This is a genomic window from Cellulosimicrobium sp. CpK407, from assembly GCF_051844275.1.
GTDB lineage: Bacteria > Actinomycetota > Actinomycetes > Actinomycetales > Cellulomonadaceae > Cellulosimicrobium > Cellulosimicrobium cellulans_G.
This window is the reverse complement of sequence record NZ_JBGNYC010000024.1, coordinates 1-22382: the sequence shown is the minus strand read 5'-3', so window position 1 is coordinate 22382 and position 22382 is coordinate 1. Positions and strand designations below refer to the sequence as shown.

Annotated in this window: 22 protein-coding genes; 13 read left to right on the top strand and 9 right to left on the bottom strand. The window is 74.8% G+C overall.

All coding sequences use genetic code 11. The features are described 5' to 3' along the window. The first annotated feature begins 37 nt into the window (after positions 1-37). The 4 genes from ABWU78_RS12010 to ABWU78_RS11995 are packed head-to-tail and all read left to right on the top strand — an operon-like array spanning position 38 to position 3598. Positions 38-610, top strand: a complete 573-nt coding sequence (locus ABWU78_RS12010; protein ID WP_439158516.1) for a hypothetical protein — start codon at positions 38-40, stop codon at positions 608-610. Positions 611-642: 32 nt separating this feature from the next. Beyond that, entirely contained in the window at positions 643-1683 is a 1041-nt protein-coding gene (locus ABWU78_RS12005; RefSeq protein ID WP_439158515.1) for a peptidoglycan-binding protein, read from the top strand. Continuing rightward, on the top strand, positions 1680-2414 hold the full coding sequence (locus tag ABWU78_RS12000) for an ABC transporter ATP-binding protein (RefSeq protein WP_439158514.1): 735 nt from the start codon (positions 1680-1682) through the stop codon (positions 2412-2414). Before ABWU78_RS12005 ends, ABWU78_RS12000 begins: the two co-directional genes overlap by 4 nt. Next, the gene (locus ABWU78_RS11995) at positions 2408-3598 is read left to right on the top strand and encodes an ABC transporter permease (protein WP_439158513.1); all 1191 of its coding nucleotides are present in this window, start codon (positions 2408-2410) and stop codon (positions 3596-3598) included. Before ABWU78_RS12000 ends, ABWU78_RS11995 begins: the two co-directional genes overlap by 7 nt. 63 nt (positions 3599-3661) lie before the next feature. Here ABWU78_RS11995 and ABWU78_RS11990 read toward each other — a convergent pair whose 3' ends face one another. The 4 genes from ABWU78_RS11990 to ABWU78_RS11975 all read right to left on the bottom strand — a co-directional run bounded on the left by ABWU78_RS11990 (position 3662) and on the right by ABWU78_RS11975 (position 8754). Next, on the bottom strand, positions 3662-4717 hold the full coding sequence (locus tag ABWU78_RS11990; RefSeq protein ID WP_439158512.1) for a phosphotransferase family protein: 1056 nt from the start codon (positions 4715-4717) through the stop codon (positions 3662-3664). A 73-nt stretch (positions 4718-4790) separates the two neighbouring features. Beyond that, complete coding sequence (locus ABWU78_RS11985; protein WP_439158511.1) at positions 4791-6587, bottom strand: pyruvate dehydrogenase; 1797 nt, start codon at positions 6585-6587, stop codon at positions 4791-4793. 190 nt (positions 6588-6777) lie between these two features. Further along, complete coding sequence (locus ABWU78_RS11980) at positions 6778-7770, bottom strand: NAD(P)/FAD-dependent oxidoreductase (protein WP_439158510.1); 993 nt, start codon at positions 7768-7770, stop codon at positions 6778-6780. A gap of 84 nt (positions 7771-7854) precedes the next feature. Next, a complete protein-coding gene (locus tag ABWU78_RS11975) occupies positions 7855-8754 on the bottom strand; it encodes a class I SAM-dependent methyltransferase (protein WP_439158509.1) in 900 nt (299 codons plus the stop codon). A 47-nt stretch (positions 8755-8801) separates the two neighbouring features. On the opposite strand from ABWU78_RS11975, the gene ABWU78_RS11970 reads away from it, so the two are divergent. The 3 genes from ABWU78_RS11970 (at position 8802) to ABWU78_RS11960 (ending at position 10162) form a co-directional block, all read left to right on the top strand. After that, positions 8802-9377, top strand: a complete 576-nt coding sequence (locus ABWU78_RS11970) for a helix-turn-helix domain-containing protein (protein ID WP_439158508.1) — start codon at positions 8802-8804, stop codon at positions 9375-9377. Positions 9378-9596: 219 nt separating this feature from the next. After that, positions 9597-9848, top strand: a complete 252-nt coding sequence (locus ABWU78_RS11965) for a hypothetical protein (protein WP_141389897.1) — start codon at positions 9597-9599, stop codon at positions 9846-9848. Then, a complete protein-coding gene (locus ABWU78_RS11960; RefSeq protein WP_439158507.1) occupies positions 9845-10162 on the top strand; it encodes a type II toxin-antitoxin system PemK/MazF family toxin in 318 nt (105 codons plus the stop codon). Before ABWU78_RS11965 ends, ABWU78_RS11960 begins: the two co-directional genes overlap by 4 nt. Positions 10163-10226: 64 nt before the next feature. Here the strand turns inward: ABWU78_RS11960 and ABWU78_RS11955 are convergent, their stop codons facing one another. Next, positions 10227-11501: an MFS transporter gene (locus tag ABWU78_RS11955; RefSeq protein WP_439158543.1), complete on the bottom strand. Its 1275-nt coding sequence runs from the start codon at positions 11499-11501 to the stop codon at positions 10227-10229. Positions 11502-11704: 203 nt separating this feature from the next. Here ABWU78_RS11955 and ABWU78_RS11950 point away from each other — a divergent pair, with 203 nt between their 5' ends. Further along, positions 11705-12010, top strand: a complete 306-nt coding sequence (locus ABWU78_RS11950) for a GNAT family N-acetyltransferase (RefSeq protein WP_439158506.1) — start codon at positions 11705-11707, stop codon at positions 12008-12010. A 111-nt stretch (positions 12011-12121) separates the two neighbouring features. Here the strand turns inward: ABWU78_RS11950 and ABWU78_RS11945 are convergent, their stop codons facing one another. Next, the gene (locus tag ABWU78_RS11945) at positions 12122-12850 is read right to left on the bottom strand and encodes a hypothetical protein (protein ID WP_439158505.1); all 729 of its coding nucleotides are present in this window, start codon (positions 12848-12850) and stop codon (positions 12122-12124) included. A gap of 228 nt (positions 12851-13078) precedes the next feature. Here ABWU78_RS11945 and ABWU78_RS11940 point away from each other — a divergent pair, with 228 nt between their 5' ends. Both ABWU78_RS11940 and ABWU78_RS11935 read left to right on the top strand, forming a co-directional pair. Continuing rightward, the gene (locus ABWU78_RS11940) at positions 13079-14983 is read left to right on the top strand and encodes an FAD-binding protein (RefSeq protein ID WP_439158504.1); all 1905 of its coding nucleotides are present in this window, start codon (positions 13079-13081) and stop codon (positions 14981-14983) included. Further along, positions 14980-15861 carry a 2Fe-2S iron-sulfur cluster-binding protein gene (locus ABWU78_RS11935; RefSeq protein WP_439158503.1) on the top strand — a complete coding sequence of 294 codons (882 nt, stop codon included), beginning with the start codon at positions 14980-14982 and terminating at the stop codon, positions 15859-15861. Before ABWU78_RS11940 ends, ABWU78_RS11935 begins: the two co-directional genes overlap by 4 nt. Positions 15862-15926: 65 nt before the next feature. Here ABWU78_RS11935 and ABWU78_RS11930 read toward each other — a convergent pair whose 3' ends face one another. The 3 genes from ABWU78_RS11930 to ABWU78_RS11920 form a co-directional block, all read right to left on the bottom strand. Continuing rightward, complete coding sequence (locus tag ABWU78_RS11930; RefSeq protein ID WP_439158502.1) at positions 15927-16115, bottom strand: hypothetical protein; 189 nt, start codon at positions 16113-16115, stop codon at positions 15927-15929. A gap of 109 nt (positions 16116-16224) precedes the next feature. Continuing rightward, on the bottom strand, positions 16225-17919 hold the full coding sequence (gene pgm, locus ABWU78_RS11925) for a phosphoglucomutase (alpha-D-glucose-1,6-bisphosphate-dependent) (protein ID WP_439158501.1): 1695 nt from the start codon (positions 17917-17919) through the stop codon (positions 16225-16227). A 145-nt stretch (positions 17920-18064) separates the two neighbouring features. Beyond that, positions 18065-18994, bottom strand: coding sequence for a TetR/AcrR family transcriptional regulator (locus ABWU78_RS11920; protein ID WP_439158500.1), 930 nt, complete (start codon positions 18992-18994; stop codon positions 18065-18067). A 132-nt stretch (positions 18995-19126) separates the two neighbouring features. Between ABWU78_RS11920 and ABWU78_RS11915 the strand changes: the two genes are divergently transcribed. The 3 genes from ABWU78_RS11915 to ABWU78_RS11905 all read left to right on the top strand — a co-directional run bounded on the left by ABWU78_RS11915 (position 19127) and on the right by ABWU78_RS11905 (position 22319). Beyond that, positions 19127-20137, top strand: coding sequence for an ABC transporter ATP-binding protein (locus ABWU78_RS11915; protein ID WP_439158499.1), 1011 nt, complete (start codon positions 19127-19129; stop codon positions 20135-20137). Beyond that, entirely contained in the window at positions 20134-20994 is an 861-nt protein-coding gene (locus tag ABWU78_RS11910; RefSeq protein WP_374614844.1) for an ABC transporter permease, read from the top strand. The genes ABWU78_RS11915 and ABWU78_RS11910 overlap by 4 nt, the downstream gene beginning before the upstream one ends. A 200-nt stretch (positions 20995-21194) precedes the next feature. After that, complete coding sequence (locus tag ABWU78_RS11905) at positions 21195-22319, top strand: cytochrome P450 (RefSeq protein ID WP_439158498.1); 1125 nt, start codon at positions 21195-21197, stop codon at positions 22317-22319. The last annotated feature ends 63 nt before the right edge of the window (positions 22320-22382 follow it).

Here is a 22382-nt window from a genome sequence, read left to right as displayed (position 1 = left end):
GGACGCGTCACCCAGACCTCCCAGGACAGGAGCCACCATGACTGCACGCACCCGACGACCGGCCGGAGCGGCACGCGCCCTGCTCGCGCTGGTTCCCCTGCTCGCCCTCGTGGCGTGCGGACCCGTCGACGACGGCCCCGACGTCGCGAGCGTCGACGGCTCCGGGACGTCCGAGGACTCGGGGACGACCGGGGCCCCGGGCGGGGGCGACGACGCGGCGGCGGACCTCGACGACGACGAGCTCGCGCTCGAGTTCGCCGCGTGCATGCGGGACAACGGCGTCGACATGCCCGACCCGGACACCGAGGGCGGCGGGATGGCCGTCACGCTCGGCGGCGACGGCACCGACCCCGCCGACGTCGATGCCGCGTTCGAGGCGTGCAAGGAGTTCCTCCCGAACGGCGGCGAGCCGGTGGAGATGAGCCCCGAGGACCTCGAGGCGATGCGTGAGTACGCGCAGTGCATGCGCGACCACGGCGTCGACATGCCCGACCCGGACCCCGAGGGCGGTGCCGTCGCGATGCCGGCGATGCCCGCGGGCGACGAGGAGTTCCAGGCCGCGATCGAGGCGTGCGACGAGGCGGCGCCGATGCTCGGGGCCGACGAGTGAGGCGGCCGGGCGGACGGGCACGCCGCACCGTCGTGGCGGGGAGCGCGACCGCCGTGGCGCTGCTCGCGGCGTCGGCCTTCGCGCTCTGGGGGCCCGGGCGCGACTCCGGGCCCGACGACCCCGGCGCGACGGCCGCGCGCGAGACCGCGACCGTCACGCGCGAGACCCTCGTCGAGCGGACGAGCGAGAAGGGCACGCTCGGCTACGGCGAGACCGCCGTGCACGGCACCCAGGGCGGTGGGACGGTCACGTGGCTCCCCGACGTGGGCACCGTCGTCGGGCGGGGCGAGCCGCTCTTCCGCGTCGACGAGCGGCCCGTCGTCCTGCTGGTGGGCGACCTGCCGATGTACCGCGACCTCGGGCCGGGGGCGCGCGGGGAGGACGTGCGCCAGCTCGAGGCGAACCTCGCCGCCCTCGGCTACGGGGGGTTCACCCAGGACGACCGCTTCACGGACCGGACGAGCGCGGCGGTCCGGCAGTGGCAGAAGGACCTGGGGGTCGAGCGGACGGGCCGGCTCGGGCCGGACCTGGTCCTCGTCCAGCCAGGGCCGCTCCGGGTCGCGGAGCACGCGGTGCCGCTCGGCGCGCCGGCCGGCCCCGAGCTCGTGGCCACGACCGGGACGGAGCGGTCCGTCGTCGTCGACCTGGACCTCGACCAGCGGCAGCTCGCGGTCGAGGGCGCGACGGTCTCGGTCCGGCTCCCCGACGGGACGACGGTGGACGGCACGGTCACCGCGGTGGGTCCGCCCGAGACGAGCGAGGACCCGAGCGGGGTCCCGGGCTCGGAGTCGACGACGGTCCCGGTCACCGTGGTGCTCGTCGACGGCGCGGACGCCGCCGAGGACGGCCCGGTGAAGGTCGAGCTCGTGTCGGCGGAGCGCGCCGACGTGCTGACGGTCCCGGTGGCGGCGTTGCTCGCGCTCGCCGAGGGCGGCTATGGCGTCGAGGTCGTGGACGACGGCGCGTCGGGACCGGGCCGGATCGTGGCGGTCGGGACGGGCATGTTCGCGGACGGCCGCGTCGAGGTCACGGGCGAGCTGGCCGAGGGCGACACCGTCGTGGTGCCGTCATGAGGGACGACTCGCCCGTCGTCACGCTCCACGACGTCTCCCGGACCTATCCCGGCGGGGTCACCGCGCTGCACGACGTGCACCTCGACGTCGCGCGCGGCGAGCTCGCCGCCATCGTGGGCCCGTCGGGGTCGGGGAAGTCGACGATGCTCAACGTCATCGGCACCCTCGACCGCCCGACGTCGGGCCGCGTGCTGGTCGACGGCTTCCTCGTCGCCGACCTCACGGACCGGGAGCTGTCGGCGCTGCGCGCGAGCCGGATCGGCTTCGTGTTCCAGCAGTTCCACCTCGCGGCGGGCGTCTCGGCGCTCGACAACGTCGCCGACGGGCTCCTGTACCGCGGGGTCGGGCGGCGCGAACGCCGTCGGCGCGCGGCCGAGGCGCTGGAGCGGGTCGGCCTCGCGCACCGCCTCGACCACCGCCCCCACGAGCTGTCGGGCGGGGAGAAGCAGCGCGTCGCCATCGCGCGCGCGGTCGTCGGGGAGCCGCCGCTGCTGCTCGCGGACGAGCCGACCGGCGCGCTCGACACGGCGTCGGGGCGGGGTGTGATGGACGTGCTGCGCGGCCTGCACCGCGACGGCACGACGGTCCTCGTCATCACGCACGACCGGGAGCTCGCCGCGTCGCTGCCCCGGCAGGTGGTGATGCGCGACGGCGGCGTGGTGGACGACGCCGGACCTGGAAGCCCCGTGCCGCTCGCCGCCGCCTCGGCGAATGCGGAGGAGGCGTGCTGAGGCCGGCGCGGCTGCGGCCCGTGGACCTCCTGCGCGTGGGCGCCACGGGGCTGCGCACGCGGCCCCTGCGCGCGGTGCTGTCGGCGCTGGGCATCGCGATCGGGATCGCCGCGATGGTCGCGGTCGTCGGGATCTCCACGTCGTCGCGCGCCGAGCTGGACCGGACCCTGGAGGCGCTGGGCACGAACCTGCTCACCGTCGCCCCGGGCCAGACCCTGTTCGGCGAGGACGCCACGCTGCCCGAGGAGTCCGTCGACATGGTGCGGCGCATCGGACCGGTGCTCTCCGCGACGTCCGTGGGGCGGCTCGACGCGCACGCGTACCGGAGCGACCTCGTCCCCGAGGAGGAGTCCGGGGGCATCGGCGTGTACGCCGCCGACCTCGACCTCCTCGACACCGTCGGGGGCCGCGTGCGCGACGGCTCCTGGCTGACGGAGGCCACGGGACGGTTCCCTGCCGTCGTCCTCGGCCACAAGACCGCGGAGCGGCTGGGCATCACCGAGCCGCGGCCCGACGTCCAGGTGTGGGTCGGAGACCGCTGGTTCACGGTCGTCGGAATCCTCGACCCGGTGCCGCTCGCCCCCGAGATGGACCTCGCCGTCCTCGTCGGGCGCGACGCGGCCGCCACGTACCTCGACTGGGACGGGAAGCCGACGCGCATCTACACCCGGACCCACGAGGCCGCGGTCGAGCAGGTGCGGGCCGTGCTCGGGCAGACGGCCAACCCGGCGGCGCCCAACGAGGTGGACGTCTCGCGCCCGTCGGACGCGCTCGCCGCCCAGGAGGCGACCGACCGGACGTTCACGGGGCTGCTGCTCGGGCTCGGCGCCGTGGCGCTGCTGGTCGGCGGGATCGGCGTCGCCAACACGATGGTGATCTCGGTGCTCGAGCGCCGGGCGGAGATCGGGCTGCGGCGTGCGCTGGGGGCCACACGAGGGCAGGTCCGGGGCCAGTTCCTCGTGGAGTCGCTCGTGCTCTCGGCGCTCGGCGGCGCGGCGGGCGTCGCGATCGGGTACGCCATCACGGCCGGCTACGCCGGCTCGCAGGGCTGGCCCGTCGCGGTGCCGCTCGTCGTCGCGCTCGGGGGCGTGGGCGCGACGGTCGTGATCGGTGCCGCGGCGGGCCTCTACCCGGCCGTCCGTGCCGCGCGCCTCGCCCCGACGGAGGCGCTCGCGACGCCGTGACCGGCGTGTCCCGTCGTGCGCGTCGTCGTCCCCGGGCGGCGGCGCGCACGAGGGGCCCTGGGGTCAGGACCCCAGGGCGTCCAGCATCCGACCGAGGTTCGCCCGCGCGGTCGCGGCGTACCCCTCGACCCAGTCGCCCTCGTAGGCGCGCGGCACGACCTCGACGACGAGCAGGCACGCGAGGTACGCCCGGTACAGCCGCAGCCGCGTCCACGCGTCGGCGTCGCCCGACCCCGGGGTGCCGTCGCCCAGGCCGAGGTCGCCGCCCGCGGCGGCGTAGCCCGCGAGGAGGTCGGGGTCGACCGGTCCGGTCCCGAGCTGGTCCGCACCCGCGAGCTCGAACAGCGGGTCGCCCCACAGCGACCGCTCGGCGTCGAGCACGCCGACGATCGTGGGTCCCGCGTCGACGTCGGCGACGGCCGCGCCGTCGTCGGCGCGGCCGAGCAGCACGTTCCCCGGCCACAGGTCCGCGTGCACGAGCCGGGGGACCGTCACCCGGGCGAGCAGGTCGCGGTGGCGCGCGACGGCGTCGAGCACCCGGGCCTCGGGGAGCTCCACGCCCCACCGGCGCGCGTCGTCGAGCACAGCCCCGACCATGCGCGCGAACGCGTCGGCCCACGTCGCCGCGGCCAGGTCCGACGCCGGGGCCGGGTACCCGAACCGGTCGCCCGTGATGCCGTGCAGCCGGGCCATGAACGACCCGAGCCCGCGGCGCACGACCGCGGTGGCCGCGGCGTCGAGCTCGCGCCCGCTCCACAGGGCGCCGTCGAGGAACGTGACGACGAGCGCGTCGCCGTCGACGTGCTCGCGCGTGAGGTCGGCGTGCAGGACGCGCGGGACGGGCAGCCCGGCCGCGTGCGCGGCCCGGTACGCGGCGTCCTCCGTGGTGAGGATCCCGTGCTCGTAGCGCAGCAGGCGCGACGTGTCCGCCCCGGTGACCTTGACGACGACGCGCACGGGCGCGCCGTCGGGCGCGTCCCCGCCGGGGCGCGGGGCGAGGTCTACGGCGAAGACGCTCGCGAACATCCCCCCGCTCAGCGCCTCGCTCCGCACGGCCTCGCCGAGCGGGGCCACGATCGCGGCGAGCTGGTCGTGCGTGACCGACGTCTTGGTGAGCACCGCGCGAGCCTAGCGGCGCGCCGACGGGCGGGGCGACGGCCGTCCGGCGTTCGCCCCGCCGGGACGCGTCCGGCTACGGGCGCGGCACGTTGCGCAGGTTCGCGCGCGCCATCGACACGACCTCGCCCATGCCGCCGCCGAGGATCTCCTTGCTCATCGCGACCGCGAACCCGCGCACCTGGCCCGCGGTGATGTTCGGCGGGATCGAGAGCGCGCGGGGGTCGGTCACGACGTCGACGAGCGCCGGCCCGGGGCGGTGCAGCGCGTCCTGGAGCGCGCGGCGCAGGTCCTTGGGCTTCTCCACGCGCACCGCGGGGATGCCGATCGCGTTCGCGACCGCGGCGTAGTCCACGTGCGGCGACTCGGTGCCGAACATCGGCAGCCCGTCGACGAGCATCTCGAGGCGCACCATGCCGAGGCTCGCGTTGTCGAACAGGACGACCTTGACCGGCAGGTCGTAGTGCTTGAGCGTCACGAGCTCGCCGAGCAGCATCGAGAGGCCGCCGTCCCCGGCCATGGCGACGACCTGCCGGCCGGGCTGCGAAGCGGCGGCGCCGATGGCGTGGGGGAGCGCGTTGGCCATCGACCCGTGGATGAACGACCCGATGACGCGGCGCTTCCCGTTGGGCGTGATGTACCGCGCCGCCCACACGTTGCACATGCCCGTGTCGACGGTGAACACCGCGTCGTCGGCGGCCACCTGGTCGAGCGTGTCGGCGACGAACTCGGGGTGGATCGGCGTCGTGCGCTCGACCTTCTTGGTGTACGCCCCGACGACGCCCGTCATCGCCTTCTCGTGCTTGGCGACCATCGCGTCGAGGAACTTGCGCGACCGCGCCTTCTTCACGAGCGGCAGGAGCGCGCGCACCGTCTCGCCGACGTCGCCCACGACGGCGAGGTCGAGGCGCGTGCGCCGCCCGAGGTGCGTCGGGTCGACGTCGACCTGGGCCGTGCGGACCGATTCCGGGAGGAACTGGTCGTACGGGAAGTCGGTGCCGAGCAGCACGAGGAGGTCGCAGTCGTGCATGGCGTCGAACGCGGCGCCGTAGCCGAGGAGGCCGGACATGCCGACGTCGAACGGGTTGTCGTACTGGATGAACTCCTTGCCGCGCAGCGAGTGGCCCACGGGCGCGGCGATCTTGTCGGCGAGCGCGATCACGTCGTCGTGCGCGCCGCGCACACCCGCGCCCGCGAAGATCGTGACCTTCTTCGCGGCGTCGATCGCGTCCGCGAGCTGCTGGACGGCGGTCGCGTCGGGGACGACGCGCGGGGGAGCGGGCCGGCACGCGACGTCGGGCACGGCGGCCGGGGCGTCGAGGTCGGCGACGTCGCCCGGGAGCGTGAGGACGGAGACGCCGCGGGCGCCGTACGCGTGGTGGATCGCGGAGTTGATGACGCGCGGCGCCTGGTCGGCGCTCGAGATCATCTCCGAATAGACGGAGCACTCGGTGAACAGACGGTCGGGGTGCGTCTCCTGGAAGAACCCGGTGCCGATCTGCTTGCTCGGGATGTGGCTCGCGATGGCGAGCACGGGCACGCGTGACCGGTTGGCGTCGTACAGGCCGTTGATGAGGTGGAGGTTCCCCGGCCCGCACGACCCCGCGCACACCGCGAGGCTGCCCGTGACCTCGGCCTCCGCGGCCGCCGCGAACGCCGCCGCCTCCTCGTGGCGCACGTGGATCCACTCGATCCCCTTGCCCGCGTTCTCGCCCGCGTTGGACCGGTGCACCGCGTCGACCACGGGGTTGAGGCTGTCACCGACGATGCCGTAGATCCGCCGCACCCCCGCCTCGATGAGCTGCGCGACGAGCAGGTCCGCGACCGTCCGGTTGCGCTTGTCGACGGGGGAGCGACCGATTCCGAACGGCATGACGTACCTCCACGGCTTGGGCTGGGGTTCGTCCTCCATCGTGCGCCGGGCCTGCGCGCGCCGCAGCGCGAGCCGACGTCTCGTGCGTCACGCCCGCCGCGCACCCCACGGTGCCGAACCCGGGGTTGTTCCCGGGTTCGGCACGATCCTGGGGAACAACCCCGGGTTCGGCGGGTTGATCGTGGGGGGCTCAGACCGCGGGCTCGGCGTGCGCCGCGAACGGGGTGCGGCGGCGCGCCACGGCCAGCGCCGCGTCGGCCTGGGCGAGCTCGCCGTGGATCCCCGCGCCCGCCATGACGCCGGCCGCCGCCGACGCGCCCACCTGGGCCATGAGGTCGCTCGAGTTGCCGGCCGCCCAGACGCCTGGGACGGCGGTCATGCCCCGCGGGTCGGCGGGCACGAACCGGCCGGCCGGGTGGTCCTCGAGCGACCCGCCGAGCTGCTCGAACAGCTCGCCGCGCGCGACGAACCGGGGCCCGACGACGACCGCGTCCACCGCGAACGACGTCCCGTCCGCGAGGACGACCGACCGCACGGCCCGACCCTCGACGTCGAGGCGCGCGACCTCGCCCTCGACCACGCGCACGCCGAGCGCCGAGAGCTGCTCCCACGTGGCGTCGTCGGGCTCGGGGGCGGTGTGCTGGAAGAGCGTGACGTGCGGCGTGAGCTGGCGGAACAGCAGCACCTGGTGCGCCGCCGCCGGGCCGGTCGCGAGGACCGCGATCCGCTGCCCGCGCACCTCCCACCCGTGGCAGAACGGGCAGTGCAGCACGGTCGCGCCCCAGCCCTCCCGCACGCCCGGGACGTCGGGCAGCTCGTCGACGAGGCCGGTCGCGAGCAGCACGCGGCGCGCGCGGACCGTCCCGCCGTCGTCGAGCGTGAGCGTGAAGCCGGACTCGACGTCGCCGCTCGCGTGGGCGACGCGCGCGGCGCGGACCTCGGCGCCGTAGCCCTCGGCCTCGGCGCGACCCGCGGCGAGCAGCTCGCGCGGGGGGACGCCCTCGCGCCCGAGCAGGTTGTGCGCGCCCTCCGCGGGCGCGTTGCGCGGCTCGCCGGCGTCGAGCACGACGACGGAGCGCAGCGACCGCGCGAGCGTCACCGCGGCGCTCAGCCCGGCGGGCCCGCCGCCGACGATCGCGACGTCGTAGGTGTGGTGGTCAGGGGTGGAGGTGGTGGCGGTCATGGCTCTCCTCAGCAGTGACGGGGGCTTCGCCGAGTGCGTGAACGAGTCGCGGGGATCGGCCCGGACGGCGACTGTGTCACGCGCTCAGCGGGGTCGGCGGGCGGCCCAGACGATGCGGCCGCCGCGCGCTCCGACGGTGTGCGTCGAGGGGTCGTCGGTCGCCGCGAGCACCGCGTCGAGCGCGGCGAGGTCGGCGGGGTCGAGGTGCTCCGCGAGGTGCTCGCGCCGGCGCGCGGCGGTGGCGTGCGCCCAGCGGGACGCGTCCGGTCCCGCCGGCACGACGGCGGTCGGCGCGCGCCGGTCGACGACCTCCAGCCCGGCGTCGGTCAGGTAGGGCGTCCAGTCGGGGTAGCGGTTCCAGCCGGCGTGGGCCATCGCGCTCTCGAGGTGCGCGGCCAGGTCGGCGTGCGCCGCGTCGTCGGGCAGGACGGGCGACGTCGCCGTCATCTCGATGACGACGAGCAGGCCCCCGGGAGCGAGCGCGTCGTGGGCGTCGCGCAGAACGCGCGCCGGGTCCGCGACGTGGTGCAGCGACGCGGACGCCCACACGACGTCGGCGGCGCCGACGTCGGGCCACCCGGCGTCGAGGTCGGCCTCGACGGTGCGCACGCGTGCCTCGAGCCCGGGACCGGCGAGCCCGTCTCGCAGCCGTTCGAGCATCGCGGGGTCCGCGTCCACGGAGACGACCTCCGCGTCGGGGAACGCGCGGGCGAGGGCGCGCGTCCCGGTGCCGGTCCCGGCACCGAGGTCGACGACGACGCGCGTGGGGGCCGGTGCGTGCTCGACCGCGACCGCGACGGCCTGGTCGAGCAGCCCGCCGAACACGGACGCGTCGAGCTCGAGCAGCTCGGCCATCCCGTGGCCGTCGTGCTCGTGGCCGTCGTGCGCGTGGCCCGCGGCATGCCCGTGCCCGGTGGCATGCCCGAGCCCGACAGCGTGGTCGTGGCCGTGGTGGTGCGCGCCGTGGTTCGCGGGGGAGTCCATGTCTCCACGGTAGGACGGTTCTGCGCCGGAGGCATAGGATCTTGCTCATGACGCAAGAAGTCGATCTGGACGCCGTCGTCCGCCAGCGCATCCGCGGGCTGCGCCTCGTGCGCGGCTGGACCCTGGACGCGCTCGCGGCGCGGTGCTTCCTCAGCCCGTCGACGCTCAGCCGCCTCGAGACCGGGCACCGACGGATCGCGCTCGACCAGCTCGTGCCGATCGCCCGCGCGCTCGGCACGACGCTCGACCAGCTCGTCGAGCCGGTCGACGACGAGGACGTGGTCATCCGGCCCGAGCCGCAGCGCCGCCCGGGGGAGACGACGTGGCTGCTGTCCCGCGACCGTCCCGGGACGATGGTCGCGAAGATGCGCCTGACGCCCGAGCGCGCCGTCGGCCCGGAGCACCAGCGCGTCCACCCGGGTCACGAGTGGTTCACGGTCCTGTCCGGGACGGCCGTCGTCTACCTCGCCGACCGCCGGATCCTCGTGCAGGAGGGCCAGGCGGCCGAGTTCTCGACGATGGTGCCGCACTCGTTCGGCGCGCACGAGGGCCCGGTCGAGATCCTCACGATCTTCGACCAGGAGGGCGAGCGCGCCCACCTCTCGGGTACCGACCCGGCCTGACGGATGGCGCGACCAGCGGCGTCGTGGACCCCGCCGATCGGAGTGCTCGTCGACCCGAGGGGGCGACGCTGAGAGGACGTGCGGGCGTCAGTCGAGCCGGGCCGTGTCTGACAAATGTGGGACAGAAGGCGTAGTGTCGTGATCATGGCGATGAGAACCCGAAGCACCGCGCACGAGAGAACGACCCCCCGAGGCTCGACCTCGCGGGGCGGGAAGAACGTGCCTGCCGGGGGGACCCCGCGGGCCGGGAAGGGCGAGGGCGCCTCGGCGAAGCGCGACTCCGTCACCTTCCGACCCACCCCCGAGGAGCGCCGGATCCTCGACCGCCTCCGCGACGAAGGCGTCACCGCCAGCGACGCCGTCCGCCGTGGCCTGCACCTGGTCGCGCACGAGAAGTGGGTCGACCAGGCCCGCGTCGATGCGGAGAATCTCGCCCACGAGAACCTCGACGACGAGCCGGACGCCTGGTGATCCGCGGCGCCGTCTACCGCGTCGACCTCGGTGACCCCCGGGGCCACGAGCAGGGCGGTCGGCGGTACGGGGTGGTCCTGTCCCCGACGAACATGCCGTGGTCCGTCGCGACGATCGTGCCGACCTCGACGAACGCGCAGCGTGCGATCTTCCGGCCCGTCCTCGAGATCGCCGGCCAGGAGACCGTGCTCCTCGTCGACCAGCTCCGTGCGATCGACACCGACTACGTCGTCGGGGAGCCGGTCGACTTCCTTCTTCGAGACGACCTGGACGCGCTCGAGCGGACCGTGCAGAGCTACCTCGGCATCATCTGAGGCCGGGCCGTCCCGTCCGTCGTCCTCGGGGGCCTCGACGTCGATCGTCTCGCGGTACCCCGCGTCAGTGGGCGGGCGTGCCGTCCGTGACGTCCTCGCGGTCGGCGCTGCGGCGCAGCGACCGGAGCGCGGCGAGCACGAGCACGACGGCGAGCGCCGCGGCCGCGACGACGACCTCGAACCCGGCGTGCGCGCCGCCCGCGTCGATGCGCGACCCCGCGACGGACGACCCGATCGACACGCCCACGCCGAGCGACGTGCCGACCCAGGCGAGGCCCTCGGTGAGCTGGTTCGGCGCGACGAGGTTCTGGACGAGGTTGTTGCCGTTGATGAGCGTGGGCGCGATGGCGAACCCGGTCACGAACATCACCGCGGCGAGGACCGGGATCGAGGTGACGAAGAAGAACAGCGAGACACCCGCGGCGAGCGCGACGATCCCGATGACGAACCGGCGCCACAGCGGCGACACCCAGTGCCGCGCGCCGTACACGAGGCCGGAGATGAGCGAGCCCATGGCGAAGACGGCGAGGATCAGCCCGGCCGCGCCCTTCTGCCCCTGCTCCTCGGCGAACGCGATGGTCGACACGTCGGTCGCGCCGAACACGATGCCCATCGCCACGAAGATCACGGCGAGCACGATCATCCCGGCCGACCGCATCGCGGAGCGCTGCTTCACGCCGGGCTCCGGGACCACGACCGGCGGCTCGGTCGCGCGCTGCGACAGGAACCAGAGCCCGCCGACGACCGCCGCGACGAGCGGCACGAGAAGCCCCGCGGACGGCGACACGCTCGTCGCGAGCACGGTCGCGAGCACCGGGCCGACGACGAACACGAGCTCGTCGAGCGCCGACTCGAGCGAGTAGGCGGTGTGCAGGCGACGCGCGTCGGGCACCGTGTGGGTCCAGCGCGCGCGGACCATCGACCCGTACGACCCCTGCGTCGCGCCGGCGAGCGCCGCGAACGCGTAGAGCGTCCACTCGGGCGCGCGCAGCACCGCGCACAGGATGAGCCCGCCCAGGCCGACCGTCGCGGACGCCAGCATCGGCAGCATGACGACGCGCTGGCCGGTCCGGTCCACCAGCCGCGCGATCTGCGGCGACACGATCGCCTGCGCGACGACGAGCGCCGCCGCGACCCGGCCCGCGAGCGCGTACTCGCCGTAGATGCCCTGGATCATGAGGATCGTGCCGATGCCGACCATCGACATCGGCAGGCGCGCCACGAGCGCCGCGGCGGAGAACCGCCACGCGCCGGGCAGCGCGAGCACGGCGCGGTAGGGGTTCCGGGACGTCGTCCCGGCCTCCGCGGGGGTGCCCGACGTCGTCCCGTCGGTCGTCAGGTCGTCCCGCCGGTGCTCGGGGTGCTCGGGGTCGTCAGCGCGCGACGGAGAATCCTGGACCACCGTCTCAGTGTCGCACCCGGAAGCCGCCCGCCCGGTAGCGAATTCGCGGCGCGCGGCCGGACGTGACGACCGTCTCGCCACGTGGCCCGCCTGGTCCGCGCCGGTTGTCCGACGGCCGTGCGGCGGCGACGATGGGCGCCATGACCGACATCCCCGCACCCCGCGCCACGACCGTCACCGTCACCGACGAGGGCGACCGCTTCGAGGCCCGCACCGACGACGGCGTCGTCGCCGGGTTCGCCGCCTACGTCCGCGAGCCGGGGAAGGTGATCTTCACGCACACCGAGGTCGACCCCGCGTTCGAGGGCCAGGGCGTCGGCTCCGCGCTCGCCGTCGGTGCGCTCGACCAGGTCCGGGCGTCGGGGGAGCGCGTCGTCCCGCTGTGCCCGTTCATCCGCGCGTACATCGAGCGCCACCCGGACTACGCGGACCTCACGCGGCGGTGAGGCGACACCCGGCGGCGGTGCGACGCTCGCCGGTGGGACGACGGAGCGCCCCGGTCCCGAGGGACCAGGGCGCTCGCGCGCGGCAGCGAACCGGCGAGGGTTCGCCAGGGGTCAGGAGATGGTGCCGGTCCCCTCGCCCTCCATGCGCTCGTCGTGCAGCAGCTCGCCCTCGGCGTCGACCGGGACGATCGTGCCGTCGAACGTGATGGGCGAGCCCGGCTGGTAGCGGAAGTTCGTCGCGTACGAGTAGGACTGGCCGGTGCCGAACGTGTAGACGGTCGGCTCGCGGTACGCGCCCGGCGCCATGCCGTCGTCGTTCACGCCCTGCGCCTCGTACAGCTCGTCGTCGACGATGGTGTCCATGCCCTGCATGTAGGGCCAGTCGTCGTAGCGCTCGTCGATGCTCACGAGGCTCGAGCCGAGGTCGATCGGCGCGCCCTCGTTCGTGATGACGTAGTTGACGAAGACGATGTCGTCGCCCTCGGCGATGATCGGCAGGTTGTTCTCCGGGTCGACGAACAGGCCGTCCTTCGTCGCCTGCGTGACGCCCACCTGGTAGACGTCGATGCGCACGTCGCCCACGTTGAAGGTCGAGATCTGCTCGCCCGGGTTCGTGACGGGGTTCGCCCAGTCGGGCAGCTCGCCGCTCGAGCCGGTCTCCTCCGCCGCGGCGTCGTCGACCTCCTCCGCGTCGTCGACCGGCGCGGTCTCCTCGGCGGACGTCTCGTCCGGCGTCGGCGTCTCGGGCGTGTCGCCGCCGACGTTGATGGTGCACGCGGTGAGGCCGAGCGCGAGCGCGGCGGCGACGGTCAGACGTGCGGCGGAACGGACGGGACGCATGGTGAGCTCCGGGTGTCGGGGAGAGGTGCCGGACGGACCTTACCCACAGACGAGCGCGCGCTTCGATGGGGAGCGGTGCCCATGAGACGGCCCGGGACCTTCGCCTGTTGCGCCGCGGCCGGGGCGCGAGGACCCTTCCCCTATGCCTCGCCGCTCCTTCTCCCCGACCCCTCTCGCGTGCGCGGACCTGCGCTTTCGCCCCGCGACCTCCGCACCGTGGGGGTGCGCGTGAGTGCCCTGCGGGTCGAGCGCGCCGACGTCGTCGTCGTGGGTGGCGGTGGCGCAGGTCTCAGTGCCGCGCTCGCGATCGCGGAGGCCGCGGGCCAGGACGACCGCCGCTCGCCCGTCGTCGCGCTCGTCTCGAAGGTCTACCCGATGCGCTCGCACACCGTCGCCGCGGAGGGCGGGGCCGCGGGCGTCGTGGGCGACGACGACTCGCTCGAGCAGCACGTCGCCGACACCCTCGCCGGCGGCGCGGGGCTGTGCGAGGAGGAGTCCGTCCGGTTCGTCGTCGAGCGCGCGGCGGGCGAGCTGTACCGCCTGGAGCGCTGGGGCCTGCCGTGGTCGCGCACGGACGACGGCGACGTGGCCGTCCGCCGGTTCGGCGGCATGAGCCGGGCGCGCACCTGGTTCGCGGCCGACAAGACCGGCTTCCACCTGCTCCACACCCTGTTCCAGACGTCGCTGCGCTACTCGGGCGCGGACGGCCCGGTCCGACGGTACGACGAGCACCACGTGCTCGACCTCGTGGTCGACGCCCCGGGCGGGCCGGACACGCGGGTGCGTGGCGTCGTCGTGCACGACCAGCACCGCGGCGAGCCGCTGCTCCTGGAAGCGCCCGCGGTGGTCCTCGCGACGGGCGGCTCGGCGCGTGCGTGGGGGACCAGCACGAACGCGGGCATCTGCACGGGCGACGGCACCGCGATGGCGCTGCGGGCGGGCGTGCCGCTGCGCGACATGGAGTTCCTCCAGTTCCACCCGACCGGCCTGCCGGGCAGCGGCATCCTGCTCACGGAGGCCGCCCGCGGCGAGGGCGGCGTGCTGCTCGACGCCGACGGCCGCCGCTACCTCGCCGACTACGGGCTCGGCCCGGAGACGCCCGTCGGGGCGCCGGTGGCGCGCACCATGGAGCTCGGGCCGCGCGACCGGCTCTCGCAGGCGTTCTGGCACGCCGACCGCGACGGCCGCACCATCCCGACGCCCGACGGCGGCGTCGTCCTGCTCGACCTGCGCCACCTGGGCAAGGAACGCCTCGCCGAGCGGCTGCCGCTCGTGACCGGCCTCGCCCGACAGTTCGCGGGCGTCGACCCGGCGACCGAGCCCGTCCCCGTCCGCCCGACGGCGCACTACACGATGGGCGGCATCCGCACCGACGCGCGCGGCACGACCGCCGTCGCCGGGCTGTTCGCCGCGGGGGAGTGCGCGTCCACGGGTCTGCACGGCGCCAACCGGCTCGGGTCCAACTCGCTCGTCGAGACCCTCGTCGTCGGGCGCGCGGCGGGCGAGGCGGCGCTCGCGTGGGCGCGGTCGGTCGGGCACCCGGGGGCCGACGGCGGCGCGGCGGGTGCCGGGGCCGGCGTCGGTCCGGCGTCGGCGGACGGGGCGGTGGTCGACCGCGCCGCCGAGATCGCCGACGGCTACCTCGCGATGCGGGGCCGCGGGACCGAGCCGCCCGCCGCGATCCGGGCCGAGCTCGGGCGCGTCCTCGACGCCGACGCCGGGATCTACCGTGACGCCGACGGGCTGCGGCGGGCGCTCGCGGCGGTCGAGGACCTCCGCGCCCGGTACGCCGACGTGCGCGTCGCCGACACGAGCGCCGTGCTCAACACCGACTGGGCGACGACCGTCGAGCTCGGCGCGACCCTGCTCGTCGCGCACGCGACCGTCGCTGCCGCGCTCGCGCGCGAGGAGTCCCGCGGCGCGCACCAGCGCCTGGACTTCCCGGAGCGCGAGCCGGTGGCGCACCACTCGGAGACCCGGCTGGGCGTGGACGGTGCCTTGGAGGTAGAGCACGTCCCCGTGGCTGCGGTCGCCGCGCCCCACCCCGTGGGCGCCGAACACGACCTGAGGGTCGGAAAGAGCCCGAGAACGACCCCCATGTCGTTCTCGGCGGACGAGGGGGCGGGGTCGTGAGCGAGGCAGAGTCGCCGGTCGAGGGGCGCAGGGTGCGGCTGGAGGTCGCGCGGACGTCGCCCGACGGCGCGGGCACCGGGCGGCGGGACGTGTTCGACGTGCCCTACGACGACCGCACCTCCGTGCTCGACGCGCTCCAGTGGGTCAAGGACCACGCCGACCCCACGCTGACGTTCCGGTGGTCGTGCAAGATGGCGGTCTGCGGGAGCTGCGGCGTCATGGTCAACGGCCGCCCGGTGCTCGGGTGCGAGACGTTCGTGCGCGGCTACCGCACGTCCGGCCTCGTCGTCGAGCCGCTCGCGCACGCCGAGGTGCTCCGCGACCTCGTCGTCGACACCGACACCTTCCTCGGCAAGCTCGCCGCCGTCCAGCCCTGGCTCGTGCCCGACGGCGCCACGCGCCTCCCGCTCGTCGACCCGCCCTCGGTCGGAGCCGAGGCCGGGGCCGGCCCCGGGGTCGAGGTCGGCGAGGACGTCGACGGCTCGCGGACGCCGGACGGCGGCGACGTGCTGCGTGCGGTCGGGCCGGCGTCGGGCCACCGGCAGACGCCGGGCGAGCTCGCCGCGTTCAAGGGCTTCGCCGAGTGCATCGACTGCATGCTCTGCTACGCCGCGTGCCCGCAGCTCGACGTCGCGCCCGACTTCCTCGGCCCGGCCGTCGTCGCGACGGCGCGCCGCTGGGACGAGGACTCGCGCGACGCGGGCGAGCTCGACCGCGCCGACGTCCTCGACACCGAGTTCGGCGCCTGGCCGTGCATCCAGGTCGGCGCGTGCACGCAGGTCTGCCCCAAGGGCGTAGACCCCGCCCGCGCGCTCCGCGACGCCCAGCGCGTCGCGACCGACACGTGGGACGCCCGCGAACGCCGTCAGACGTCCTGAGCCGCCGTCGGTTCCACCGGAACCGACGGCGGCGCGCTCCGGCGCGGTCCGTATCGAGGCCGGCGTCAGCGGGTCAGCGCGTCCAGCCCGTCCTCGTCCACGTAGAGCTCCACCCGGCCGGTGGCACGGTCGACGCGGGCGAGGAGCGGGGCCCGCTTGCCGGCGTTGACCGTCTTCCCGTCGGCGAGCTCGACCCGCATCGTCCCCATCGCCCAGACCTCGATGCCGTCCAGCACGGCGTCCGCATCCGTCATCTCGTCATCCCCCTGTCGTCGCGAGCGACCCGATCATGCCAGGTCACGGCACGATGCTCGATGCGTCGGACCGTTCCGGTCGTGCCCGGACTCTGGCCCGGTCGGGCCGTCAGCTCCCGAGAGCCGCGGAGACGACGTCCTTCGCCTCGGCCTGGACCTGGGTCAGGTGCTCGGCGGAGACGAACGACTCGGCGTAGATCTTGTAGACGTTCTCCGTGCCCGACGGCCGGGCCGCGAACCACGCGTTCTCGGTCGTCACCTTGAGCCCGCCGATCGGGGCGTCGTTGCCGGGCGCGTTCGTGAGCTTGGCGGTGATCGGCTCGCCCGCGAGCTCGGTCGCGGTGACCTGCTCGGGCGAGAGCTTGCCGAGCGTGGCCTTCTCCTCGAGCGTGGCGGGCGCGTCGACGCGCGCGTACCAGGACTCGCCGTAGCGCTCGACGAGGTCGCGGTGGTGCTCGGACGGCGTGCGACCCGTCGTCGCGATGATCTCCGACGCGAGCAGCGCGAGGAGGAGGCCGTCCTTGTCGGTCGACCAGACGCGGCCGTCCTTGCGCAGGAACGACGCCCCGGCCGACTCCTCGCCGCCGAACCCGACGGTCCCGTCGAGCAGGCCGGGCACGAACCACTTGAACCCGACCGGCACCTCGACGAGGCGCCGCCCGAGGCCGCCCGCGACCCGGTCGATCAGCGCGGACGACACGAGCGTCTTGCCGATCGCGGCGTCGTCGCGCCAGCCCTCGCGCGCGCCGCCGTAGAGGTACTGGATCGCGACGGCGAGGTAGTGGTTGGGGTTCATGAGCCCGGCGTCGGGCGTGACGATCCCGTGGCGGTCGGAGTCGGCGTCGTTCCCGGTCGCGCCGTCGAACGGCGCGCCGCCCTCGGCGTCGCCGGAGTCGCCGGTCATTCCCGCGACGAGCGACGCCATGGCGTACGGCGAGGAGCAGTCCATGCGGATCTTGCCGTCCCAGTCGAGCGTCATGAACGCCCACCGCGGGTCAACCTGCGGGTTGACGACCGTGAGGTCGAGCCCGTATCGCTCGCCGATCTCGCCCCAGTACTCGACCGACGCGCCGCCCAGCGGGTCGGCGCCGATCCGCACGCCGGAGTCGCGGATCGCGTCGAGGTCGAGGACGTTCGCGAGGTCGTCGACGTAGGTGGTGAGGAAGTCGTGCTTGTGCACGTGCTCGGACGTGAGCGCCTGGGTGAGCGGTACGCGCCGGACGCTCGCGACGCCGTCGCGCAGGATCTCGTTGGCGCGGTCCGCGATCCAGCCGGTCGCCTCCGAGCCGGCGGGGCCGCCGTGCGGCGGGTTGTACTTGAAGCCGCCGTCGCGCGGGGGGTTGTGCGACGGCGTCACGACGATCCCGTCCGCCAGCCCGGGCCCGGTGGTGCGGACGCCGTCGACCGTCGTCGCCTCGTTGTGCAGGAGGATCGACTGCGAGACGGCGGGAGTCGGGGTGAACGAGTCGCGCGCGTCGACGTACGTCTGCACGCCCGCGGCGACGAGGACCTCGAGCGCGGTCTGCCACGCCGGGAGCGACAGCGCGTGCGTGTCGCGCCCGATGAACAGGGGGCCGTCCGTGCCCTGCGAGCGGCGGTACTCGACGATCGCCGCGGTGATCGCGACGATGTGCGCCTCGTTGAACGCGTGGTCGAGGCTCGACCCGCGGTGGCCCGACGTGCCGAACACGACCTTCTGGGCCGGGTCGTCCACGTCGGGGGTGAGGTCGTAGTAGGCGCCGACCACGGCGTCGACGTCGATGAGGTCGCTGGGCTGGGCGGGCGTGCCGGCGCGGGGGTCCATGGGTCGATCCTGCCAGGGGTGGCGCCCGCGCGTCAGCCGCTACCGCGGTGCGACCAGACCTCTACCTCGGCCGACCAGGGCTCTACGTCGGCGGACCGGGGCTCTACCTCGGCCGACCAGGGCTCTACCTCGGCCGACCAGGGCTCTACCTCGGCTCGGGGGTGTTCGCGCGGTCGATCGCCATCTCGACGGCGTCGAGGAGGCGGTCGAGGCTCGCGTCGAACGGGCCTTGCGGGGCGTCGAACCCGCCCGCGACGTAGACGCGGGTCATGACGGGGTAGCGCTCGACGTCGAACCAGTCCTCCCAGAAGCTGCCGAGGGTCGTCCAGTACTCGTCGTTGCCGACGCCGGTCGCGTCGCGCTCGGTCCGCTCGGCGATCGTGGCGCGCGCGAGGCCCTGGACGTAGTTGTCGACGAGGCCGAGCGTGTCGACGACCTGGAGCTCGGAGAGGCCGGTGTCGACGATCGTGCGCAGCCCTGCCTCCTGGGCGTCGAGGACGTGCGGCGCGAGCGGGGCGCGCCACATGTTGGTCTGCAGGATCCAGGGGTGGCGCAGGTACAGGTTCCACAGCTCGTGCGCGTACTGCGCCAGCGCGGGCCGCCACGGGGCTCCCGCCGCCGGCAGGTCGAGCTCGGCGTACGCGCGGTCGATCATGAGGTCGACGAGCTCGGTGCGGCCGGGCACGTAGGTGTACAGCGACATCGCCCCGACGCCGAGCTCGGTCGCGACGCGTCGCATCGACAGCGCGTCGAGCCCGCCCTCCTGCGCGACGGCGGTCCCGGCCTTCACGACGTCGTCGAGGGTGAGGCGCGGCTTGCGCCCGCGCGTCGCGGGCGCGGGCGGGTCCCACAGGAGCGCGAGGCGGCGCGTGATCTCGGGCGTCCGGACGACCTCGGTGAACTGGGCCCGTGCGTGCTCCGCGGCCTGCACAGCGGAGGCGACCCCGGCGTCCGCGGCCGCGACGACGCCGCGCGGTCGCTCCGGCTCCTCCGGCTCCGGGGGTGCGGGCGAGGTCTGCGGGGTGCCCGACGGCGCGAGGTCGCCGTCGCGCTCGTCGGTGCGGTCGGTCGTCACGTGCGTATCCTCCCCGACTTCGGTCGCGTCACGCCCGGAGGAACCCGGCGGGACAAAGGCTTGCCTGTTCCCGTACACCGTATGCTAACGTGGATCCTCAATTTCGGTACGGCGTACGAAAGGGTGGCTCCGGTGATCCGAGCCCGTGGCCTGACCAAGACCTTCCATCGCAAGAAAGAGACCGTCGAAGCCGTCAAGGGCATCGACGTCGACGTCCGGGAGGGCGAGCTCGTCGCCTTCCTCGGTCCCAACGGGGCCGGCAAGTCCACGACCCTGAGGATGCTGACGAGCCTCCTCGAACCGACCGCCGGGACCGCCGAGGTCGCCGGCTACGACGTCGCCCGCGACCCGGCCCGGGTCCGCTCCCGCATCGGCTTCATCGGCCAGGGCAACGGCGGCGGCTACTCCTACCGCGTGCTCGACGAGCTGCACAACCAGGGCCGGTTCTACGGTCTGCCGCCCGCCGAGTACGCGCGGCGCGCCGCCGACCTGCTCGCCGCGCTCGACCTCGGCGGGCTCGAGAAGCGCACGGTCCAGTCGCTCTCCGGCGGGCAGCGGCGTCGGCTCGACGTCGCGCTCGGGCTCATGAACCACCCGCCGCTGCTGTTCCTCGACGAGCCGACGACGGGCCTCGACCCCCACGCCCGCGCCAACCTGTGGGAGCACATCGCCGCGATGCGCGAGCGGTACGGCATGACGATCGTCCTCACCACGCACTACCTCGACGAGGCCGACAGCATGGCCGAGCGCGTCGTCGTCATCGACCACGGCGAGATCATCGCCGACGCCACGCCGGACGCGCTCAAGCACAGCCACGCCGACGACGTCATCACGCTCGCGGTGGTCCCCGCGGCGGGCGGGAGCAGCGTCCCCGGCGAAGGGCCGGTCGCGGTGCCCGACGTCGTCGGCCGCGTCCGCGCGTCCCTCGCCGAGGACGTGGGCCAGGTCGAGACCACGAGCGGCGCCGACGGCGTCGTGTCCGTCCGGATCTCCACGACCCACGGCGCCGACCGGCTGCCCGAGGCCATCGAGGCGCTGCGCGTCGGCGGCCTGGCCGTGCGCTCGGCCGAGCTCAAGCAGGCGAGCCTCGACGACGTGTTCCTCAACCTCACCGGGCGCAGCCTGCGAGAGGAGGCCGCATGAGCACGCGCACCGATCTGTCGTCCCCGGCGAGCCGGACGACGCCCGGCACCGACGCGGTGATGCGGACCGGGGCCGCGAAGTTCCTCGCCGACACCTGGGCCGTCTTCACGCGCGAGATCCTGCTCGTCCTGCGCGACCCGTTCACGCTGATCTTCTCGCTGCTGCAGCCGCTGATCTTCCTCGGCCTGTTCGGCCCGCTCCTCACGGGCGCGGTCGGCGGGTTCGGCGGCGGCGCGCCCGGGGGCGGCGGGTCGACGGCGGAGACGCTGCAGTGGTTCGTTCCGGGCGTGATCGTCATGATCTCGCTGTTCGGCACGTCCATGAGCGGGTCGAACCTGCTGTACGAGATGATGACCGGCTCCTACGAGCGCGTCCTCGCGACGCCGCTCGATCGGTCCGCGATCCTCGTCGGCCGCTCGCTCAAGGAGTTCGCGCCGCTCGTCGTGCAGGGCCTGCTCATCGCGCTCGTCTGCGTCCCGTTCGGGTTCACGCTCTACCCGCTGCACCTGCTCGTCGGGCTGCTGCTGCTCGGGCTGTTCGGCATCGGCGTGGGCGCGCTGTCGATCGCGCTCGCGCTCGCCGCGAAGAACCGCGAGTGGCTGTTCTGGGGCGTCCAGCAGTCGTTGCTCTTCCCGCTGCTCATCCTCTCCGGGATGATGCTGCCGCTCGAGGCCGGCCCGGCGTGGATGCGCACGGCGGCGCTGTTCAACCCGCTGACGTACATCGTCGACGCGGAGCGCGCGCTGCTCGCCGGGAGGTTCGCGGACCCCGACGTGCTGTGGGGCTTCGTCGCCGCGGCGGTGACGTGCGTCGTCGGCCTCTGGATCGGCATCCGCCGCACCCGCAAGACGGTCTGACCCTCGCGGCGAACCCGGGACCGCTCCCCACCGCGACACCGTCGTGGGGAGCGACCCCGGGTTCGACCGAGGACGTTCGTCCCGGGTCGGGCGGACGTCGTGCCCGTCCTCGCGGTGTTCGCCGCGAGGCGCTACTCGGGCGGTCGTACGCTCGCAGGGGCCCGGCCGATCCGGGCGGACGGCGCGACAGGAGGCCACAGGTGAGCGACACCCGGACGGCGCAGGGGACGCGGGACCGCGCGGGGAGGGTGGTCGTGCGGCGGCACGCCGAGGTCGTCGCGGCGGCGCAGGACCCCGTCCTCTTCTCCAGCGCGGCGTCGGCCCACCTGCAGGTGCCCAACGGGCTCGACGGCGCGGAGCACGCGCGGGCGCGCCGGCTCCTCGACCCGTTCTTCGCCCCGGACGAGCTCGCGTGGCTCGCCCCGGTGCTCGACGACCTCGCCGCCGGGCTGGTCGACGACGTCGCGGGCGGCCCGTTCGACGCCGTCGAGCTCGGCGCCCGCTACGCCGTGCGCGCCCAGTCGGCGTGGCTCGGCTGGCCCGCCGACCTCGAGGCCGAGCTGCTCGACTGGGTCGCGGAGAACCGTGCCGCGACCCGCTCCGGCGACCGCGCCTGGACGGGTCGTGTCGCCGCGCGCTTCGACCGCATCGTCCGCGGCCTGCTCGACGCGCGCCGCGCCGGCGCGACGGCCGGACCGGCACCGACCGGCCCGGAGCGCGACCCCGCGACCGGTCCCGACGTCACCGCCCGGCTGCTCGCCCAGCACGACGACGGCCGCCCGGCCTGGACGGACGAGGAGCTCGTCTCGATCCTGCGCAACTGGACCGGGGGAGACCTGTCCTCGCTCGCCCTGTGCGCGGGCGTCGTCGTGCACTGGCTGACCGAGCACCCCGAGCACCAGCGCCACCTGCGCGACGCCCCGGACGCCGCGCTCGACGCGGCGGTCGAAGAGATCCTGCGCCTCGACGACCCGTTCGTGTCCAATCGGCGCGTCGCGACGCGCGACACCGTCGTGGCCGGGTGCCCCGTCGCCGCGGGCGAGCAGGTCGTGCTCGACTGGCGCGCGGCCAACCGCGACCCGGAGGCGTTCGACGACCCGGCCGCGTACGACCCGGAGGGCCACGCCGACCGCAACCTCGTCTACGGGACGGGTCCGCACGTGTGCCCGGGCCGCCTGCTCGCGACGCTCGAGCTGCGCGTCCTCGTCCGCCGCCTCCTGCGCGCGGGCACGGTCGTGCACGACGACGCGCGGCCGGCCGAGCGCGAGACCGCGCCCGTCGCGGGCTTCCGCACCGTCCCGGTGCGCGTCGTCACCGCTCCCTGACCCGCCCAGCCCCGACGGCGCCCGAGCCCCGACGAGACGGGAGAAGTGGCCCCTCCGACTGGC

What these genes read in the sequence shown, in the direction of transcription:
- ABWU78_RS12010 (WP_439158516.1), top strand. Translation starts at nt 38, where the DNA reads ATGACTGCACGCACCCGACGACCGGCCGGAGCGGCACGCGCCCTGCTC.
- ABWU78_RS12000 (WP_439158514.1), top strand. Translation starts at nt 1,680, where the DNA reads ATGAGGGACGACTCGCCCGTCGTCACGCTCCACGACGTCTCCCGGACC.
- ABWU78_RS11985 (WP_439158511.1), bottom strand. Translation starts at nt 6,587, where the DNA reads ATGCCGTTCGGAATCGGTCGCTCCCCCGTCGACAAGCGCAACCGGACG.
- ABWU78_RS11980 (WP_439158510.1), bottom strand. Translation starts at nt 7,770, where the DNA reads ATGACCGCCACCACCTCCACCCCTGACCACCACACCTACGACGTCGCG.
- ABWU78_RS11975 (WP_439158509.1), bottom strand. Translation starts at nt 8,754, where the DNA reads ATGGACTCCCCCGCGAACCACGGCGCGCACCACCACGGCCACGACCAC.
- ABWU78_RS11970 (WP_439158508.1), top strand. Translation starts at nt 8,802, where the DNA reads ATGACGCAAGAAGTCGATCTGGACGCCGTCGTCCGCCAGCGCATCCGC.
- ABWU78_RS11950 (WP_439158506.1), top strand. Translation starts at nt 11,705, where the DNA reads ATGACCGACATCCCCGCACCCCGCGCCACGACCGTCACCGTCACCGAC.
- ABWU78_RS11945 (WP_439158505.1), bottom strand. Translation starts at nt 12,850, where the DNA reads ATGCGTCCCGTCCGTTCCGCCGCACGTCTGACCGTCGCCGCCGCGCTC.
- ABWU78_RS11930 (WP_439158502.1), bottom strand. Translation starts at nt 16,115, where the DNA reads ATGACGGATGCGGACGCCGTGCTGGACGGCATCGAGGTCTGGGCGATG.
- pgm (WP_439158501.1), bottom strand. Translation starts at nt 17,919, where the DNA reads ATGGACCCCCGCGCCGGCACGCCCGCCCAGCCCAGCGACCTCATCGAC.
- ABWU78_RS11910 (WP_374614844.1), top strand. Translation starts at nt 20,134, where the DNA reads ATGAGCACGCGCACCGATCTGTCGTCCCCGGCGAGCCGGACGACGCCC.